Origin of the sequence: Burkholderia metallica (genome assembly GCF_902832845.1) — a bacterium.
GTDB lineage: Bacteria > Pseudomonadota > Gammaproteobacteria > Burkholderiales > Burkholderiaceae > Burkholderia > Burkholderia metallica.
In genome coordinates, this window is record NZ_CADFDB010000010.1 from 26457 (window position 1) to 44377 (window position 17921).

The window sequence follows — 17921 nt, forward strand, 5'->3', positions numbered from 1 at the left end:
TTTCGCAATGGCGTGCGTTCGGACCAATTCTGTTCGAAATGGTGAAAATGGCGAGTTGCATCGCCTCAGGTTTACTCAGAGAATCGCGCCTTGCTTTCCCTATGACAGATAAATGCGCCCGCCGGCATTCGCTGCGCGGTGCGTCGCGCGCACCCGCGTCGCGTCGCCCGTGCGCGGCCGCAAGGCGGTTGCCTGCGGCCCGAGCGCATGGCGCCTAAAGAAGCGCGCCGCGCGGTCGTTAACGCGAGAGAGACCATTCCGTATACCGCATCGCCCCATGCCTTTGCCGATTGTAATTGCCGACGATTCGCTGCTCGCTCGCAAACTTCTGACAAAGGCGCTGCCGGGAGGCTGGGACGTCGAAGTCGCGTATGCCGCGAATGGTCGAGAGGCCTTGGCGCTCTATCGTGACGGCAAAGCTTCCGTGATGTTTCTGGACCTGACGATGCCCGACATGAGCGGATATCAGGTCCTGGAAACACTGCGCCACGAAGATCTGAATACGTTCGTGATCGTGGTATCCGCCGATATCCAGCCGCAGGCGCAAGCACGCGTGCGCGAATTGGGCGCGATCGCATTCGTAGCCAAGCCCGTGACGTCGGAGGCATTGCTGCCCATTCTCAAGGAGTATGGGTTGTATGCCTGACTCGGTGTTCACGGCGGAGCAACGCGACGCGTTGCAGGAAATCGCCAACCTCGCAATGGGCCGCGCCGCCGCGCGGCTCGCGTTGTTGCTCGGGCACTTCATCGAGCTGTCGGTGCCGCGCGTGCGCGTCGTGAAAGCGACCGACGCGGGCGACGCGCTGCGCGAGATGACGGGCATTCACGACAACGTGACCGCCGTGCGCCAGGGCTTTCGCTCCGACATCAAGGGCGAGGCGCTCGTGCTGTGCCGCACCGCGGGCATCGCGCGGCTCATGTCGGTCGTCGACCGCACGTTCGGCGACGGCGTGTACGGCGGGATGGCGACGCCCGACGAAGTCGTGTTCGACGTCGCGAACGTGCTGATGGGGGCATGCGTTGCGTCGATCCTCGACGAGCTCGGCCGCAAGCCCGTGTTCTTTCCGCCGGGGCTGCTCGGCGCGAACGTGTCGTTCGACGACGTATTCCAGCCGACCGAGCTGGCATGGAGCGTTGCGTTGCTGCTCGAGGTGAACTTCGGGCTCGAGGACCACGCGTTCCGGGCTCACTTCGTCATGCTGATGGCCGAGGATTCGATCCGGCTGATGGGCGACGCGCTCGACGCGTTGCTGTCCGCGCTATGACGGCCGCCGCGCCGTCGCTGAGCGACCTCGTGATCGAGCGGGTGGGCTTCGGCCTGTTCGTGCTCGACCGCGCGATGACCGTGCTGATGTGGAATCGCTTCATGCAGGACCACAGCGGCATCCCCGCCGCCGACGTGATCGGCCGCAACCTGTTCGACTGCTTTCCCGACCTGCCGCGCGCATGGCTGTCGCGCAAGCTCGAGAGCGTGTTCCAGCTCGGCAGCTTCGCGTTCAGCTCGTGGGAGCAGCGCCCCTACCTGTTTCGCTTCGAGCACGACCGGCCGATCACCGGCGGCGTCGACTACATGCAGCAGGACTGCACGTTCATGCCGCTCACGCGCGGCCGCGACGTCGAAGCCGTGTGCGTGACGATCTCGGACGTCACGCATGTGAGCGTGATGCAGCGCGAGCGCGAGGAAGCGGTCGCGAAGCTGCGCGAGCATGCGAATCGCGATGGCCTGACCGGTATCGCGAACCGGCGCTTCTTCGAGGCGCGGCTTGGCGACGAGTTCGCGCGCTGGCAGCGTTACGGCGGCGACATGTCGATGCTGCTGTTCGACCTCGACCACTTCAAGACGATCAACGACCGCTTCGGGCATGCGGCCGGCGATGCGGTGTTGCGCGAGACGGCGCGCCGCGTCGCGTCGATCGTGCGTGCGCAGGATACGTTCGGCCGTTTCGGCGGCGAGGAATTCGCGCTGCTGCTGCCGTGTACGAATCTCGACGAGGCGATGCGCGTGGCCGACAAGGTGCGCGATGCGATCGGCAGCCAGCCGGTCGATGCCGAGGGCGTCAGCGTGCCGGTGACGGCGAGCGTCGGCGGCGCGTGTGCGAAGGCGGGCGCGCTGACCTGCGACGTGCTCGTCAACGAGGCCGACGCCGCGCTCTATCGCGCGAAGCGGCTCGGGCGCGACCGGTCGGTCGCGTACGCGTAGCCGCTGCACGCGCAGCGCCGGCAAGCGCTCAGCTTTTCGCGATGCCTGCCAGCACGCCGGCGAGCACGGCCGGCTGCGACATGAACGGCGAATGGCTGCTGTCGAGCTGGTGCACGCGGGTCGGGTTGCCCGGCGCGAACGCGTCGGCTTCGTCGATGAAGCGCTGCTGCAGCGCGGGCAGGATCACGCGATCCTGCAGGCACTTGATGTAGTGGCGCTCGATCGCGCCCCAGCGCGCGGCCGTCGTCGGGATCGCGGTCGCGAACGGCGCGGCCGGCACGTCGCAGGTCATCAGGTTCGCCACCGCTTCGAAGTCGGCCTGCGGCACGTCGTCGTACAGCGCGCGCTTCGCGAGGTCGCGATACGCGGCGTCGCCGCTGCGCGGATCGATGCGCAGCGCGCCGGCCACGCGCGGGCTCGCCAGCATCAGCGGCCCGAGCATTTCGCCCTTGTTCTCGGGCGCGCGCACGTAGTCGAGGCCCGGCACGCCCGACGCGGGCATGAAGGCCGCGAGATAGACGATCTTCGCGATCTTGTCCGGCGCGCGTTCGGCGGCCGCCGTGATCGCGAGGCCGCCCATGCTGTGCCCGACCAGCACGACCTTGCCGCGGCCGAGCGCGTACGCGTCGTCGACCGCCTGCATCACCTGCGTCGCGTAATCGTCGAGCGTCGTGTTCGCGACCGGCGACGGCTCGGCGCCGAACGCATCCTTGTCGAGCGGGCGTGCGAGGTACGCGGCGGGAAAGCGGGCATGGATGCCGTGCGCCGGCAGGTCGCGCGCGATCGACAGGTGGCCGCGCGCGGCCAGCGCGGCCGCGACGTGCGCGTAGCACCACGCGCCGTGCCAGGCGCCGTGCACGAGCACGAAAACGGGATGATCGGACTGCGGGGTGGCGCTTGCGTTCGTCTCCATGGTGTCCGGCTCTTAAGATTTCGAGAAAGCTGTCATCTTAGACGAACCCGCGTGCGCCCAGACAGGCCGGCTTCGGCTCCCTTCTTGTCTCGTACAGGCCACATTTCGGCCGTATCCGATTTGAATTTCCCCCGAAGCACGCTAATTTGTTGCTTTGCTCGCGATTGCGCCCATGAACGTCGACTATCTCTTCTACCGGAAGCCGGACAAACCCGGCCCCTATTCGCTCGACGACCTGGGCGACATCGCGCCGCCGATCGGCCCGGGCGACCTCGTGCGCGCGGGCATCGCGCGCGTGTTCGAGCAGATCGACTGGCAGGAATCGCCGGATGTTCCGGGCGCCTGGTTCGGCACGGGCGGCGCGGTGTTCCAGTTCACCGCGGAGCCCGACGGCCGCGTGACGAGCTTCATGGGATCGCGCCTCGAGCGCCGCTCGATGCTGCAGCTCACCCGCGAAATGGGGCTGATTGCGCTCGATCTGCAGCGCGACATCGTCTACGGCTGACGCGCCGCGGGCGCCGGATTGCGCCCCGGCCGGCCGCGCTTGCCGGCCAGCGCGTTGCGGCACGCCGCCCGGCGCGGCGCGTGTCCGCCATCGAACTTCAAAGATTGCTATACTTTCGGCCATTTCCGGCTTCCGGCCGGTAATTTGTGCCTGTCTGCGTCGATCGTTCGCATATCTCGCACGCATTTGACACCCTGACCATCCCCCGCCGGGCATGGCTTCTTCAATCGCCCCGCGTGGGTGTCTCCGTGGAGCTCGTCTTGGCCGTTTCCCATTCCGTCGTGGACGAACCAGAAACCGACGCCGCTGCCGTCACATCGGGCAGTTCCTTCTACCTTGCGATGCGCATCCTGCCTGCCGTGCAGCGCGATGCGATGTTCCAGGTCTACGCGTTTTGCCGCGCGGTCGACGACATCGCCGACAGCGACCTGCCGCGCGCCGAGCGCAACGCGGGCCTCGACCGCTGGCGCGCGGACATCGACGCGTGCTACGCCGGCCGCCCGCCGCGCCATCTGGCCGCGCTCGACCGCGAGATCCGCGCATTCAACCTGCAGCGCGACGACTTCCACGCGATGATCGACGGCATGGCGATGGACGCGGTCGAAGACATCTGCGCGCCCGACGAACCGACGCTCGACCTCTTCTGCGATCGCGTCGCGAGCGCGGCCGGCCGGCTGTCGGTGAGGATATTCGGGATGCCGGAAGCCGAAGGGATCGAGCTGTCGCATCACCTCGGCCGCGCGCTGCAACTGACCAACATCCTGCGCGACATCGACGACGATGCGGCGATCAACCGGTGCTACCTGCCGCGCGAACTGCTCGCGCGCGAAGGCATCGCGATCACCGACCCGGCGACGATCGTGCGCAATCCGGCGCTGCCGCGGGTGTGCGCGACGCTCGTCGAGCGCGCGCTCGAGCACTTCCGCCAGGCCGACGCGGTGATGGATACCTGCCCGCGTGCGCAGGTGAAGGCGCCGCGCATCATGTCGGGCGCGTACCGCTGCATTCTCGAAGCCGCGATCGCACGCGGCTTCGCGTTCCCGCGCGCGCCGCTGCGCAAGCCGAAGGCGCGCATGTTGATGATCGCCGCGCGCTACGCGCTGTTCTGAGCCGACCGAGTCGATGCCCAGGACCGTCCACGTGATCGGCGCCGGCGTTGCCGGCCTGTCGGCCGCGGTCGAGCTGCAACGCCGCGGGCGACGCATCGTGCTGCACGATGCGCACGCGCATGCGGGCGGCCGCTGCCGCACGTGGTTCGACGGGACGCTGAACACGACGCTCGACAGCGGACTGCACACGGTGTTCGCGGGGCAGTCCGCGACGCAGCGCTACCTGCGCGCGATCGGCGCGGCCGATCAGCTCGCAGGGCCCGCGTGGGCTGAATTCCCGGTCGTCGACATCGCGTCGCAGCAGCGCTGGACGCTGCGCTTCGGCAACGGGCGCTGGCCGTCGTGGCTGTTCGATGCCGCGTCGCGCGCGCCGGGCACGACGCCGCTCGACTACCTCGCGCTCGCCCCGCTCGCGTTCGCGCGCACGGGCCGCTCACTCGCCCAGACGATGCGATGCGACGGCCTGCTGTGGGAACGTTGGCTGCGGCCGTATTGCCTCGGTGTGCTGAACGTCGAGCCGCGGCATGCAAGCGCCGAACTCGCACGCGCCGCGCTGTGCGGCACGTTTGCCGCGGGGGGCCCCGGCTGCCGCGCGCTCGTCGCGCGCCACGGCCTCGGCAGCGCGTTCGTCGAACCGGCGCTGCGGATGCTGCAGCACGGCGGCGCGCAGATCCGCCTGAACTCGCGGCTCGACGCGTTCGAATTCGGCGCGCACGGCAACGCGGTCGATGCGGTGTCGCTCGGCGGCGAGCGGCTCGATCTCGCGCCGGGCGATGCCGTCGTGCTGGCCGTGCCGCCGGAGGTTGCGCTGCCGCTCGTGCCCGAACTCACCGCGCCCGATACGTTCAGCGCGGTCGTGACCGCGTATTTCGCGGTCGACGCGCCGGCCGGCGTGCCGCTGCAGACGGCCGTGATCAACGGCGTCGTCGATGCGGTGCGCACCGGCGGCGGCCTGCTCGCGGCGACGATCCGCGATGCGGGCCGCTGGCTCGACACGCCGCGCGACACGCTCGCGCGGCGCATCTGGGAAGACGTCGCGCGCGTGACCGGCGCGAACCCGGAAACCATCCCCGCGTGGCAGCTCGTGCTCGAGCCGCGCGCGGGCTTTGCGGCGGTGCCGTCGCAGGAAATGAAGCGTCCGGCCGTGCGTACGCGCTGGACCAATCTCGTGCTGGCGGGCGACTGGATTGCCACCGGCCTGCCCGCCACGATCGAGGGTGCGATCCGCTCCGGCCAGCTGGCCGCGGACGTGCTCCAGACACAGTAAGTAACAGAGGGACCGATGAACGATCTCACCGAAATGGCTACCCTGTCCGCCGGCACCGTGCCGGCCGGCGTCGATGCGGCCGTCGCGCGTGCGACCGACGCGCTGCTGGCCGCGCAGAACGCGGATGGCCACTGGGTCTACGAACTCGAAGCCGATTCGACGATTCCCGCCGAATACGTGCTGCTCGTCCACTATCTCGGCGAGACGCCGAACGTCGAGCTCGAACGCAAGATCGGCACGTATCTGCGCCGCATCCAGCAGGCCGACGGCGGCTGGCCGCTGTTCACCGACGGCGCGCCGAACATCAGCGCGAGCGTGAAGGCGTATTTCGCGCTGAAGGTGATCGGCGACGACGAGAACGCCGAGCACATGCAGCGTGCGCGCCGTGCGATCCACGCGATGGGCGGCGCCGAGATGTCGAACGTGTTCACCCGCATCCAGCTCGCGCTGTACGGCGCGATTCCGTGGCGCGCGGTGCCGATGATGCCGGTCGAGATCATGCTGCTGCCGCAGTGGTTCCCGTTCCATCTGTCGAAGGTGTCGTACTGGGCGCGCACCGTGATCGTGCCGCTGCTCGTGCTGAACGCGAAGCGTCCGCTCGCGAAGAACCCGCGCGGCGTGCGCATCGACGAGCTGTTCATCGATCCGCCCGTCAACGCGGGGCTGCTGCCGCGCCAGGGCCATCAGAGCCCCGGCTGGTTTGCGTTCTTCCGCGTGGTCGACCATGCGCTGCGCGCGGTCGACGGCCTGTTTCCGAACTACACGCGCGAACGCGCGATCCGTCAGGCCGTGTCGTTCGTCGACGAGCGCCTGAACGGCGAGGACGGGCTCGGCGCGATCTATCCGGCGATGGCCAACGCGGTGATGATGTACGACGTGCTCGGCTACGCGGAAGATCATCCGAACCGCGCGATCGCGCGCAAGTCGATCGAGAAGCTGCTCGTCGTGCACGACGACGAAGCGTATTGCCAGCCGTGCCTGTCGCCGGTGTGGGACACGTCGCTCGCCGCGCATGCGCTGCTCGAGACGGGCGATGCGCGCGCAGAGGACGCGGCGATCCGCGGCCTCGAATGGCTGCGCCCGCTGCAGATCCTCGACGTGCGCGGCGACTGGATCTCGCGCCGTCCGCACGTGCGGCCCGGCGGCTGGGCGTTCCAGTACGCGAACGCGCACTACCCGGACGTCGACGACACGGCGGTGGTCGCGGTCGCGATGGATCGCGCGCAGAAACTCAGGCAGAACGATGCGTATCGCGATTCGATCGCGCGTGCGCGCGAGTGGGTCGTCGGGATGCAGAGCAGCGACGGCGGCTGGGGCGCGTTCGAACCGGAAAACACGCAGTACTACCTGAACAACATTCCGTTCTCGGATCACGGCGCGCTGCTCGATCCGCCGACGGCCGACGTGTCGGGCCGCTGCCTGTCGATGCTGTCGCAGCTCGGCGAGACGCCGCTGAACAGCGAGCCGGCGCGCCGTGCGCTCGACTACATGCTCAAGGAGCAGGAGCCGGACGGCAGCTGGTACGGCCGCTGGGGGATGAACTACGTGTACGGCACGTGGACGGCCCTGTGCTCGCTGAACGCGGCCGGCCTGCCGCCGGACGATCCGCGCATGAAGCGCGGCGCGCAGTGGCTGCTGTCGATCCAGAACAAGGACGGCGGCTGGGGCGAGGACGGCGACAGCTACAAGCTGAACTATCGCGGCTTCGAACAGGCGCCGAGCACCGCGTCGCAAACCGCGTGGGCGCTGCTCGGCCTGATGGCGGCCGGCGAGGTGAACAACCCGGCCGTCGCGCGCGGCATCGACTACCTGATCGCCCACCAGAACGAAGCGGGCCTGTGGGACGAGGCGCGCTTCACGGCGACGGGCTTCCCGCGCGTGTTCTACCTGCGCTACCACGGCTATCGCAAGTTCTTCCCGCTGTGGGCGCTCGCACGCTACCGCAATCTGAAGCGCGACAACACGACGCGCGTGACGGTCGGGCTGTAACGCGTGGGCGCATCTCGGCACAACGGCGCATTGCCCGTCATCGCGGTGACGGGGATGGCGTTCGAGGCGCGCATCGCACGCGGCTACGGCGTCGAGGCCGTATTCGCCGCGCGGGCCGACCGGCTCGAGCGCGCGCTGGCCGACGCGACCGCGCGCGGTTGCGCGGGCATCGTGAGCTTCGGCACGGCGGGCGGGCTCGCGCCCGATCTGGAACCCGGGGCGCTCGTGATCGCGAACGCGATCGACGGGCCGTTCGGCCGCGTCGAGACCGATACGGGCTGGAGCGCGCGGCTCGTCGCGGCGCTGCACGACACGCCGGTGTGGGCGCGCGTCACGCGCGGCACGATCGCGGCGGTCGGTGCGCCGGTCGTCGGCGAACAGGAAAAGGCGTCGTTGCACCACGCGAAGGGCGCGCTCGCCGTCGACATGGAGTCGCACATCGCGGCGGCCTTCGCGGCTGCGCGCGGCGTGCCGTTCGCGGTGTGCCGCGCGATCGTCGATCCGGCGTGGCGCACGTTGCCGCGCGCGGCGACGGCCGGCCTGCGCGACGACGGCAGCACGGCGATCCTGCCGATCCTGCGGGAATTGCTGAAGCAGCCGTCGCAGCTCGGCCCGCTGCTGCAGGTCGCGAGCGATGCGCGTGCGGCGCGCACGACGCTGATCCAGGCACGGCACGCATTCGAGCGTACGGGCGCGATGCGGATCGTCTGAGCGGCACGGGCCGCTTTTCTCGCCTTCCCTCCCGGCTTTCCGTTTCTCGCGGACAAAAAAAAAAGCGCTGCAGATGTGATTTGCAGCGCTCTTTTTCTTTGCGGCGGTAGCCGCTGCCGCGTTACTTCTGCGCGGCCGGATTGCTCGCGGGAAGGGTCGGCGCGGGTGCCGATGCCGCAGCCGGCGCAGCAGCCGACGCCGCAGCAGGCGCACTCGCCGGCGTCGCATTATCCGCGCCCGGATCGTCGTACTGCGGCAACCCCGGCGCGGCCGGCGCATTGTTCGGCGCCGCTCCCGATGCGCCGCCCGACTCGCCCGGATCCTCGTAGTTCGGCAGCCCCGGCACAGCCGGCGTCGCGGCCGGCACCGCGCCCGCTTCACCCGGTTCGCTGTAGTTCGGCACCGTGGCCGACGACGACTGGCTGCGGTACGTCAGCGACTTGCGCTGCTGCAGGTACGCGTCGCGCACGAACGAATACGGATCGAGCGCGGCCTGCTTCAGCAGGTCGGTCGCACCGAGCAGGTCCGAACGCGCGCTGATGAACTGCGCGATGTACATCGGGTTGCGCGCGGCCGGCTCGATGTAGTTGAGCAGGTTGAAGCGCACGTCCACCGCGCGGCCGACGCCGTCGCGGATCGTGCTCGGCCCGAACACGGGCAGCACGAGGTACGGGCCCGACGGCACGCCCCAGCGCGCCATCGTCAGCCCGAAATCCTGGTGATGCTTCGGCAGCCCGGCCGGCGTCGCGATGTCGATCAGGCCGGCGACGCCGAACACCGAGTTCATCGCCACGCGCATCAGATCCTCGGTGGCGTCGGTGATGCGCAGCTGCAGCAGGTTGTTCGCCATGTTGCCAAGATCGCCGAGGTTCGAGAAGAAGTTGCTGATCGCGGTGCGCACGGGCGTCGGCGTGACCTTCTGGTACCCCTTCGCGATCGGCTGGGCGATGTTCGTGTCGACGGTGTCGTTGAACTTGTACATCGCCCGGTTCATCGGCTCGAGCGGGTCGTTGGGGTTGCGGTTCGGTCCCGTCGCGCAGCCGCTCAGCATTGCGCTGGCGGCAACGGTCGCCGCAATGATTCGCACCTTATTCATTGATTCCTTGCGATTGGTTCTGGGCGCGTTTGACGCGCGGTTTGCCCATCAGGACGGGCTGGAACACCACGGCGCCGATCAGCGTGCAGGTCAGGGCCAGCGCGAGCAGCTTGCCCATGCTCGACGTGCCCGGATGGTGCGACAGCCACAGGCTGCCGAATGCGGTCGCGGTCGTCGCGGCGCTGAACAGCACGGCATGCGTGAGGCTCGAATGCAGCAATCCGGTTTGCCCCGCGCGCCACGCCATCACGAAATACACCTTGAACGCGACGCCGACACCGAGCATCAGCGGCAGCGCGATGATGTTCGCGAAGTTGAGCTGGATGCCGAGCACCACGCACATCTCGAGCGTGACGATGCCCGATACGAGCAGCGGCACCAGCGTGCGCAGCACGTCGCCGAAACGGCGAAGCGTGATCCACAGCAGGATCGTGATCGAGAGGATCGACCACAGCGCCGCATGGAGGAACGCGTTGATGATCGTGTCGGCCGAATGCAGGATCGAAATCGGTCCGCCGGTCGCGCCCGGTTCCGCGGCCTTCACGGTCGTCGCGAAACGGCGCAGCATCGTGTCGTCGTTCGGGTCGACACCCTTCGGCACCTTCGGCGAAATCTGCACGAGCGCGCTACCGTTCGGCGCGACCCAGTCGCGCACCAGCTGCGGCGGCAGCGATTCGCGCGTGATGTCCTGCGGCTGCAGCAGCGAAGCGAGCTGGTTGAGCGCGATGCGCAGCGTGTCGGAGAACGCGCGCTCGGCGCGGTCGCGCGTCGCGGCGTCCGCGGCGGCGAGCTTCGCGAGAGACGCGGACAAATGCTGCGCGGCGGCCGCACCCGGGCCCGGGTGATCTTCGGCCGCGTAGCTCAGCAGGTTCGACACGCGCTTGAGCGCGGCGACGCGCTGCGCGTCGGTCGCGGGCGGCGCGGCCGGCTGAGTCAGCGCGGGCAGCAGGTCGCTCGCGGCCGCGGCGATCGCCGCGCGCTTGGCCGGCTGGTCGGCGGGAATGAAGGTCGACAGCGTGGTCGTGCGGCCGACCTCGGGCAGCGCGTCGAGGCGCTTCGCGGCCGCGTCGGCCTCCGCGAGCGACGGCGCGAGCAGCGTGACGTCGTTGACGGCCGCTTCCGGCGAATCCTTCAGCGCGAGCAGCGTCGCCATCGATTCGCTGTGCGGATCCTTCAGGTGCAGCGGATTGAAGTCGAAGCGCAGGAACGCGAGCAGCGGCAGCGCGCCGATCACGACCACGAGCGTGCCGATCAGGATCGGCTTGCGATGACGATCGAGGTAATCGTCGACCGGCGCGAGCCACGGGAAGCCCGGCGTCTTCGATTCGCCCGGCGGCGCGAACAGGCGCAGCAGCGCGGGCAGCAGCGTGACCGTGGTGAGCAGCGCGACGAACATCCCGACGCCCGCGATCAGGCCGAGCTCGGACACGCCGCGATAGGCGGTGGGGATGAACGAGAAGAAGCTCGCCGCGACGGCCGCGGTGGCCAGCGCGAGCGGCATGCCCATCGAGTGCGCGGCGCCGATCAGCGCGTGGTCGATGCGCGGATCGCGGAAGCGTTCCTCGCGGTATTTCACGCCGTACTGGATCGAGAAATCGACGCCGAGGCCGACGAACAGCACCATGAACGCGACCGAAATCATGTTCAGCGAGCCGACCATCGCAAGGCCGAGCGCGGCGGTCACGACGAGGCCGACGAACAGCGTGACGAGCACCGAGCCGATCATCCGCTTCGAGCGCAGCGCGAGCCACAGGATGACGAGCACGGCGAGCAGCGTGAGGACGCCGTTGAGCGCCGCGCCATCCTCGACCGACGCGAATTCGTCGTCGGCGAGCGGCTGTTCGCCGGTCAGGCGCACGACCGCGCCGTAGCGCTTTTCGAGATCGAGCGAGCGGGCCGCGTCGCGGATCACCTGGCTGGTTTCCGCGCCGGCTTTCAGCGCGCCGTAGTTGACCACCGGCTGCACGGTGACGAACGCGCGCGCGGGTTGCCGCGCGGCGTCGTTGTCGACCAGCGCGCGCCACGAGAATGCGGCCGGCTTGCCGGCCAGCACGTCGTCGACCGTCGCGGCGCTGCGCGCGAGCAGCTTCGCCATCGCGGGCAGCTTCACCTGGCCGGTCAGCAGCGGCTGGCCGAGCGTGGTGGACAGCGTGGTCGCGAGCCCGGTCAGGCTCGGGTTCTTCGCGAGCTCGTTGACGAGCGGACGCGCGCTCGCGAGCTGCGACGTGGTGTCCGCGACTTCCTGCGGCGACAGGAACAGCAGCCCGTTGTGCTCGAAGAACGGCCCGCCGCCGGGTTCGGCGACCTGGCCGATGCGGCCGCCATCGGCATCCTTCTGCAGCGCTTCGGTCAGCGCATGCGCGGCGGCCGTCGCGAATTCGGGCGCGGGCGCCTCGACGACCGCGAGGATCGTGCCGTTGCGCTGCGGGAACGCCTTGTCGACGGCCTGGCCGAGCGCGGCCCATTGCGGTTCGGCATCGACGAGCTTGCTGATGTCGGTGTTGATCTTGAAATGCTGCGCGACGTAGACGCCGCTGAAGGCGGCGATGACGAGCGACAGGACGACGACCCAGACGGGGCGGCGCACCGACCACGCAACGAGTCGGACGATGAGAGATGTCACCATGTGGCGGTGGGGAGCGGCTGGCAAGGGCAAAGTAGCCAAGTATACCGGCGCGGCGTGACGACGGTCGTGACGTTGGGGGTTTCAGGGGCGGGAAGGAAATTTGCTCGCGGCGGCGGAATCGGTATCGATGACCGGTTCGTTTGTATTGGGATATTTACATAATCGACGCCGCCCGGCCGCGCCTGTGACAAATGAAGCTGAAAGGTAACAGTCGGTCACCGTGCGGCAGCGGAGCGTCGGGCCCGGTATACTTCGCATCACCGGTCGATGCAAAGAGCCGGTCGTTTTTTCTCATCGAGTGCGATATCCGTATGAAACGTCATCTGTTTGCTTTCGTCGCGGCGGCCGCCGTGTCGGTTTCCGCTTTCGCGCAGAGCGCACCGGTCGATATCGTCCGCAATGCGGTCGAGGGCACCGTCAACGCGATGAAGGCCGATCCGGCCGCACGCGGCGGCGACATGGCGAAAATCACGCAAGTCGTCGAGCAGCGCTTCCTGCCGGTGACGAACTTCGAGCGCACGACCCGCATCGCGGTCGGCGACGCGTGGAAGCAGGCCACGCCGCAACAGCAGCAGGAGCTGTACAAACAGTTCCGGCTGCTGATGACGCGCACCTACGCCGCGTCGCTCGCGCAGCTGGGCAGTCAGGACGCGAAGTTCTCGTTCAAGGCCGGCGGCGCGTCGGGTGCCGACGCGCTCGTGCAGTCGACGGTCACGACGCCGGGCGACAGCCAGTCGGTCGGCTATCGGCTCGGCAAGGTCGGCAGCGACTGGAAGATCTACGACATCGACATGTCGGGCGCGTGGCTGATCCAGGTCTATCAGGGGCAGTTCAAGAGCCAGCTCGCGGCAGGCGGGATCGACGGCTTGATCGCGTATCTGCAGAAGCACAATTCGCGGACGAACTGACGGTCGCGGCGTGAGCCGATCCCCGGATGCACGAAGGGCGCCCTCGGCGCCCTTTTTTCATGGCGCCGCGTCGGTGGCGCGTTACGCGCCCGCGCCGAGCATCCGCAGGCAATCGTCGATCACCGCATCGACGAACGCGGTGCGATCCGTTTCCGGCGCCGCGATGATGTGATCGGTCGCGCCGTGCACGCCCGCATAGATCAGCAGCGCGGTGACCTGCGGGTGCGCGAGCCGCCAGGTGCCGGCCCGTGCGCCGCCGTCGAGAATCGCGCCGAGCTGTTCGAGGATCGCGTTCTTGTCGGCATTCGTGCGATCGTGGTGATGGTGGTTCGTGTAGACGATATCGTGCGTGCGGTAGGTCGCCGCGTAGGTTTCGATATTCGCGCGGATCCATGCGCGCAGGCGCGCGAGCCAGTCGTCAGCGTCGCATGCGTCCACCGCGCGCTGCAGGCGGTCGACGAACGACGACGTGTAGCGCTGCGCGAGCGCGGCGAGCATGTCGGACTTCGATTCGAAGTAGTGATAGAACGTGCCCTTCGCGACCTGCGCGTGCTCGACGATCTCGCTGATCGTCGTCGCTTCCACGCCTTGCGCGAGAAACAGCGTCTCGGCCGCGGCCATCAGTTCCTCGAGGCGCACTTCCGCCGGCTTCGTGCGCGGCTTGCCTGCCGGAATATCGTCCTTCCCTGTCGTGAGTCCTGCCTGTGTCCTGTCCGTCATCGCGCGGCTCGACGCCCGTTCGTGCAAAGCCCGCAGTTTAGGCCAGCGCCCCGGTCACGGCCAACGCAATCCATTGACCGACGGTCGGTCGATATATATGATGAGAATCATTCTCATCTTCGCGCCCGTGAAGGGCGGACCGCCATGTCTCGCTACCGTCGCGCCGCGCTCGTCCTCGCCGCCTGTCTCGGCACCTTTCTCGCCACGCTCGACATCAGCATCGTCAACGTCGCGTTGCCGACGCTGCAGACGGCGCTCAATACCGATATCGGCGGCCTCCAGTGGGTCGTCAACGCGTATGCGCTCGCGCTGTCGGCGTTCATGCTGTCGGCCGGGCCGCTCGGCGATCGCTACGGACACAAGCGCGTGTGGCTCGCCAGCGTGATCCTGTTTACGGCCGGCTCGGTGCTCTGCGCATGCGCGGGCAGCATCGAGCCGCTGCTGATCGGCCGCGCGATCCAGGGGCTCGCCGGTGCGCTGCTGATTCCCGGTGCGATGCCGATCCTCACGCATGCGTTCCCCGATGCGCGCGAGCGCGCCCGTGCGATCGGCGGATGGTCAGCGTTCAGCGCGCTTGCGCTGATCCTCGGGCCGCTGGTGGGCGGCCTGCTCGTCGAGCATGGCGGATGGCAGAACATCTTCCTCGTCAACGTGCCGATCGGCATCGCGACCGTGCTGCTCGGCGCGTGGGGCATTCCGGAGCGCCGGCATCCGCAGCATGCGGCGTTCGATCCGCTCGGCCAGGCGCTGAGCGTCGTCTGGCTCGGGTTGCTCACGTACGGGCTGATCGGTATCGGCGAAGCCGGCATGTCGCACGCGAAGGTGCTCGCGCCGCTGGCGGGCGCCGCGGTGGCGTTCGTCGTGTTCGTGCGGGTCGAAATGCGCGTCGAGCGGCCGCTGCTGCCGGTATGGCTGTTCCGCGACCGGCGGCTGATGCGCGCCAATCTCGCGTCGTTCGTGCTCGGGTTCTCGGGGTACAGCAGCCTGTTCTTCCTGTCGCTGTTTCTGCAGCAGGCGCAGGGGCGCACGCCCGCCGAAACCGGCTGGCAGCTGATGCCGCAGTTCGTGATGACGGCGATCACGTCGATGCTGTTCGGGCGCATCGCGGCGCGCATTGCGATGCACGCACTGATGGTCGCGGGGTACGGGCTGGTCGGCGCGATGCTTGCAGTGATGTCCGGCTTCGGTGCGGGAACGCCGTATCTGCCGGTCGGCCTCGCGCTCGCGGTGCTCGGCATCGGCATGGGGCTCGCGGTGCCCGCGACCGGCATGACCGTGATGGAACTGGCGCCGGCCGAACGCGCCGGCATGGCGTCGGCGACGATGAACGCGTTGCGCCAGACCGGGATGAGCATGGGCATCGCGGTGCTCGGCAGCGTGATGAGCGTCGGTGCGTTGCATCGGATGACGGCAGCGATGCAGGCGGGGGGAAGCGCGCAAGCGGATACGCTCGCGCGGCAGGCGGTGATGGAGCATGTGTTCGCCGCCGCCCGGCCGGAACTGCTCGGTGCGTATCGGGATGCGATGGCGCACGGGTTTTCGGTGGCGGTTCTGTGTTCCGGAATCCTGAGTATTGCGGTCGCCATGATGCTGACGATGCGGCGTGAAACGATGCAGCAGGACGAACGCGCGGCAGCGTGCGTGACGTCCTCGCGGCCGGAATGATGTGGCGTGCCGGACTCGCCTTTCGTGGCGGATCGCGTCGTCCGCCGGATGGGCCTACTTCCGCCGATGCTCGACCGCGAACTTGATCAGCTCGGCCTGCCCTTCGATCTCCAGCTTGCGCTTCAGATTGAGCCGGTGCGTCTCGACCGTGCGCACCGACAGCCCCGTCTGCTGCGCGATCTGCTTGCTCGATAGTCCCTCGGCCAGCGCGTCGAGGATGTCGCGTTCGCGCGGCGTGAGCCGGTCGAGCGGCGACGCGGTCGCGCTCGCGTGGATCATCCGCGCGGCCAGCCCTTCGCTGAAGAACGTCTGGCCGGCCAGCACCGCGCCGATCGCGCGCACGATCTCGCTCGCGGGCGAATCCTTCAGCAGATAGCCGCTCGCGCCGGCGCGCACGGCCTGCGTCACGTATTCGATGTTGTCGTGCATCGACAGCATCAGCACGCGAATGCCCGGAAAGCGCTCGTGGAATACGCCCGCGAGCGTGATGCCGTTCATCCCGTTCATGCCGACGTCCATCAGTGCGAGATCCGGTTCGAGCGACGCCGCGAGCGCGAGCGCCTCGTCGGCGTTGCCGGCTTCGCCGACGACGGACAGATCGGCCGCTTCGAGCCGCATCCGCAAGCCGTCGCGCACGAGCGGATGATCGTCGACGAGCAGCAGTCGGGCGACGGGCCGGGCGGTGTCGGGGGCGCTCATGCGTGAAAGGTCTCCTGTTAGGGGTGCGCCGTCACGCGGCGGCGGGCAGCGGCACGCGCGCGGCGACGATCGTGTGGCCGACCTGCGACGCGATCGTCAGCGTGCCGCCGAGCGCGTCGAGACGCTCGCGCATGTTGCGCAGGCCGATGCCGCGGCGCGCGTCGGCCTGCGAGCGTTCGGCATCGAAGCCGCAGCCGTTGTCGGCGATGGTCAGTGTGACGGATTGCGCGCCGACGTCGAGCGTGACGGCCGCGCGCGACGCCCGCGCATGATGCACGATGTTGCTCAGCGCTTCCTGCGCGATCCGGAACAGCGCGGTGTTGACCGGCGCGGGCAAAGGCCGGGTGCCGCTGTGCGCGACCTGCGTATAGCCGATGTCGATGCCGCTTTCGGCACCCAGCTCGCGCACCAGTTGTTCGAGTGCGGCCGCGAGGCCGAGATCGTCGAGCATCGCGGGGCGCAGCGCGTGCGAGATGCGCCGCACCTCGCGCAGCGTGTCGCCGAGGCGCACGACGCCCGATGCCAGCGCCTGCTCGGCTTCGGGCACGCGCGCCGAGCCGCGTTCGAAGCGCGCGAGCGCGGATTCGAGCATCAGCTTCGCCGACACCATCATCTGGCTGATCCCGTCATGCAGCTCGCGCGACAGCCGCGCCCGTTCCTGTTCCTGGGATTCGACGACGCGCTGCGCGAGCAGCTTGAGCTTCGCGTCGGCGCTGCGCGACTCGCTGACGTTCAGCACCAGCGCGCACACGGCGATCGCAGCCGCGCCCGTGAGCGCGATCGCGGTGAGCCAGCTCATCGTGCGCTCGATGTTCGCGGACGCGCGCGCGTCGATGCGCTGCAGCGCGGTGTCGACGTCGTCGAGATAGATGCCGGTGCCGACCATCCAGCCCCAGCGTTCGAGCGCGACGACATAGCCGAGCTTCGGCGCGACGCGGCCCGTCGACGGCCGCTGCCACGCGTAGCGCACGTAGCCGCCGCCGCTCGACGCCGCGCCGATCAGCTTCTGGATCGTCAGCGCGCCCTGCGGGTCGCGCATCGACCAGTAGTTGTGGCCGACGCGCTCGGGCTCGCGCGGATGCATCAGCGAATTGCCGTGCAGGTCGTACACGAAGAAATAGCCGTCGGGGCCGAAATCCATCTTCTGCAGCATCGCGAGCGCCTGCGTGCGCAGCAGCGCATCGTCGCGCGCATTGCGGCCGCTGGCGTCGTAGAGCGGCATGATCGCGCTCGTCGCGAGCTCGACGTAGTGCTTCAGCTCGACTTCCTTGCTCGACAGGTACGCGGCCTGGATCGTCGCGTGCTGCGTGCGCGCGAGGGACGTCGCCTGCTGGCGCACGCCGAAGCCGATGCCGGCGATCGCGAGCAGGAACGGCACGATGGCCAGAAGGAAGATCTTTGCCTTGAGTCTCATGGTGGTGCGAAGCGGCCGCGCTCCCGCGCGGGCCAGCCGGGCGCGTCAGCCGCACGGCGGCGTGTCGAGGCGACATTGTCGGCGATTTTGCGCACGGGC

The 17921-nt window shown here is 68.7% G+C and carries 16 protein-coding genes; 10 read left to right on the forward strand and 6 right to left on the reverse strand.

From position 1 onward, the window contains the following. Nucleotides 1–277: 277 nt before the first annotated feature. Genes HWX08_RS25115 through HWX08_RS25125 form a run of 3 tightly spaced genes read left to right on the forward strand, consistent with a single transcriptional unit; the run spans nt 278 to nt 2200 of the window. A complete protein-coding gene (locus HWX08_RS25115) occupies nt 278–646 on the forward strand; it encodes a response regulator (protein ID WP_039344648.1) in 369 nt (122 codons plus the stop codon). Next, a complete protein-coding gene (locus tag HWX08_RS25120) occupies nt 639–1265 on the forward strand; it encodes a chemotaxis protein CheC (protein ID WP_069261039.1) in 627 nt (208 codons plus the stop codon). The genes HWX08_RS25115 and HWX08_RS25120 overlap by 8 nt, the downstream gene beginning before the upstream one ends. Continuing rightward, nucleotides 1262–2200, forward strand: a complete 939-nt coding sequence (locus tag HWX08_RS25125) for a GGDEF domain-containing protein (RefSeq protein ID WP_069261038.1) — start codon at nt 1262–1264, stop codon at nt 2198–2200. Before HWX08_RS25120 ends, HWX08_RS25125 begins: the two co-directional genes overlap by 4 nt. A 28-nt stretch (nt 2201–2228) precedes the next feature. Here HWX08_RS25125 and HWX08_RS25130 read toward each other — a convergent pair whose 3' ends face one another. Next, nucleotides 2229–3113 carry an alpha/beta fold hydrolase gene (locus HWX08_RS25130; RefSeq protein ID WP_069261037.1) on the reverse strand — a complete coding sequence of 295 codons (885 nt, stop codon included), beginning with the start codon at nt 3111–3113 and terminating at the stop codon, nt 2229–2231. Between the two features lie 172 nt (nt 3114–3285). Between HWX08_RS25130 and HWX08_RS25135 the strand changes: the two genes are divergently transcribed. The 5 genes from HWX08_RS25135 to HWX08_RS25155 all read left to right on the forward strand — a co-directional run bounded on the left by HWX08_RS25135 (nt 3286) and on the right by HWX08_RS25155 (nt 8694). Then, complete coding sequence (locus tag HWX08_RS25135; protein WP_069261261.1) at nt 3286–3618, forward strand: hypothetical protein; 333 nt, start codon at nt 3286–3288, stop codon at nt 3616–3618. Nucleotides 3619–3878: 260 nt separating this feature from the next. After that, on the forward strand, nt 3879–4727 hold the full coding sequence (hpnD, locus tag HWX08_RS25140) for a presqualene diphosphate synthase HpnD (RefSeq protein WP_069261260.1): 849 nt from the start codon (nt 3879–3881) through the stop codon (nt 4725–4727). A gap of 13 nt (nt 4728–4740) precedes the next feature. Next, nucleotides 4741–5994, forward strand: a complete 1254-nt coding sequence (gene hpnE / locus HWX08_RS25145; protein ID WP_069261036.1) for a hydroxysqualene dehydroxylase HpnE — start codon at nt 4741–4743, stop codon at nt 5992–5994. A gap of 15 nt (nt 5995–6009) precedes the next feature. Continuing rightward, nucleotides 6010–7983: a squalene--hopene cyclase gene (shc, locus tag HWX08_RS25150; protein ID WP_174921024.1), complete on the forward strand. Its 1974-nt coding sequence runs from the start codon at nt 6010–6012 to the stop codon at nt 7981–7983. Nucleotides 7984–8037: 54 nt separating this feature from the next. Then, the gene (locus tag HWX08_RS25155; protein WP_425128440.1) at nt 8038–8694 is read left to right on the forward strand and encodes a phosphorylase; all 657 of its coding nucleotides are present in this window, start codon (nt 8038–8040) and stop codon (nt 8692–8694) included. A 121-nt stretch (nt 8695–8815) separates the two neighbouring features. Here the strand turns inward: HWX08_RS25155 and HWX08_RS25160 are convergent, their stop codons facing one another. Together HWX08_RS25160 and hpnN are read right to left on the reverse strand one after the other, a co-directional pair. Next, entirely contained in the window at nt 8816–9790 is a 975-nt protein-coding gene (locus HWX08_RS25160; protein ID WP_174921022.1) for an MlaA family lipoprotein, read from the reverse strand. Next, nucleotides 9783–12416: a hopanoid transporter HpnN gene (gene hpnN, locus HWX08_RS25165; protein WP_174921021.1), complete on the reverse strand. Its 2634-nt coding sequence runs from the start codon at nt 12414–12416 to the stop codon at nt 9783–9785. The genes HWX08_RS25160 and hpnN overlap by 8 nt, the downstream gene beginning before the upstream one ends. Nucleotides 12417–12727: 311 nt before the next feature. Between hpnN and HWX08_RS25170 the strand changes: the two genes are divergently transcribed. Beyond that, nucleotides 12728–13324 carry an MlaC/ttg2D family ABC transporter substrate-binding protein gene (locus HWX08_RS25170; protein ID WP_069261031.1) on the forward strand — a complete coding sequence of 199 codons (597 nt, stop codon included), beginning with the start codon at nt 12728–12730 and terminating at the stop codon, nt 13322–13324. Between the two features lie 81 nt (nt 13325–13405). On the opposite strand, the gene HWX08_RS25175 is transcribed toward HWX08_RS25170, so the two are convergent. Next, nucleotides 13406–14044, reverse strand: a complete 639-nt coding sequence (locus HWX08_RS25175; RefSeq protein ID WP_174921020.1) for a TetR/AcrR family transcriptional regulator — start codon at nt 14042–14044, stop codon at nt 13406–13408. Between the two features lie 144 nt (nt 14045–14188). On the opposite strand from HWX08_RS25175, the gene HWX08_RS25180 reads away from it, so the two are divergent. Further along, entirely contained in the window at nt 14189–15709 is a 1521-nt protein-coding gene (locus HWX08_RS25180; protein WP_174921019.1) for an MFS transporter, read from the forward strand. A 54-nt stretch (nt 15710–15763) separates the two neighbouring features. On the opposite strand, the gene HWX08_RS25185 is transcribed toward HWX08_RS25180, so the two are convergent. Further along, nucleotides 15764–16408, reverse strand: coding sequence for a response regulator (locus HWX08_RS25185; protein ID WP_069261028.1), 645 nt, complete (start codon nt 16406–16408; stop codon nt 15764–15766). A gap of 31 nt (nt 16409–16439) precedes the next feature. Further along, nucleotides 16440–17822: a cache domain-containing protein gene (locus tag HWX08_RS25190; protein ID WP_069261027.1), complete on the reverse strand. Its 1383-nt coding sequence runs from the start codon at nt 17820–17822 to the stop codon at nt 16440–16442. Nucleotides 17823–17921: the final 99 nt, after the last annotated feature.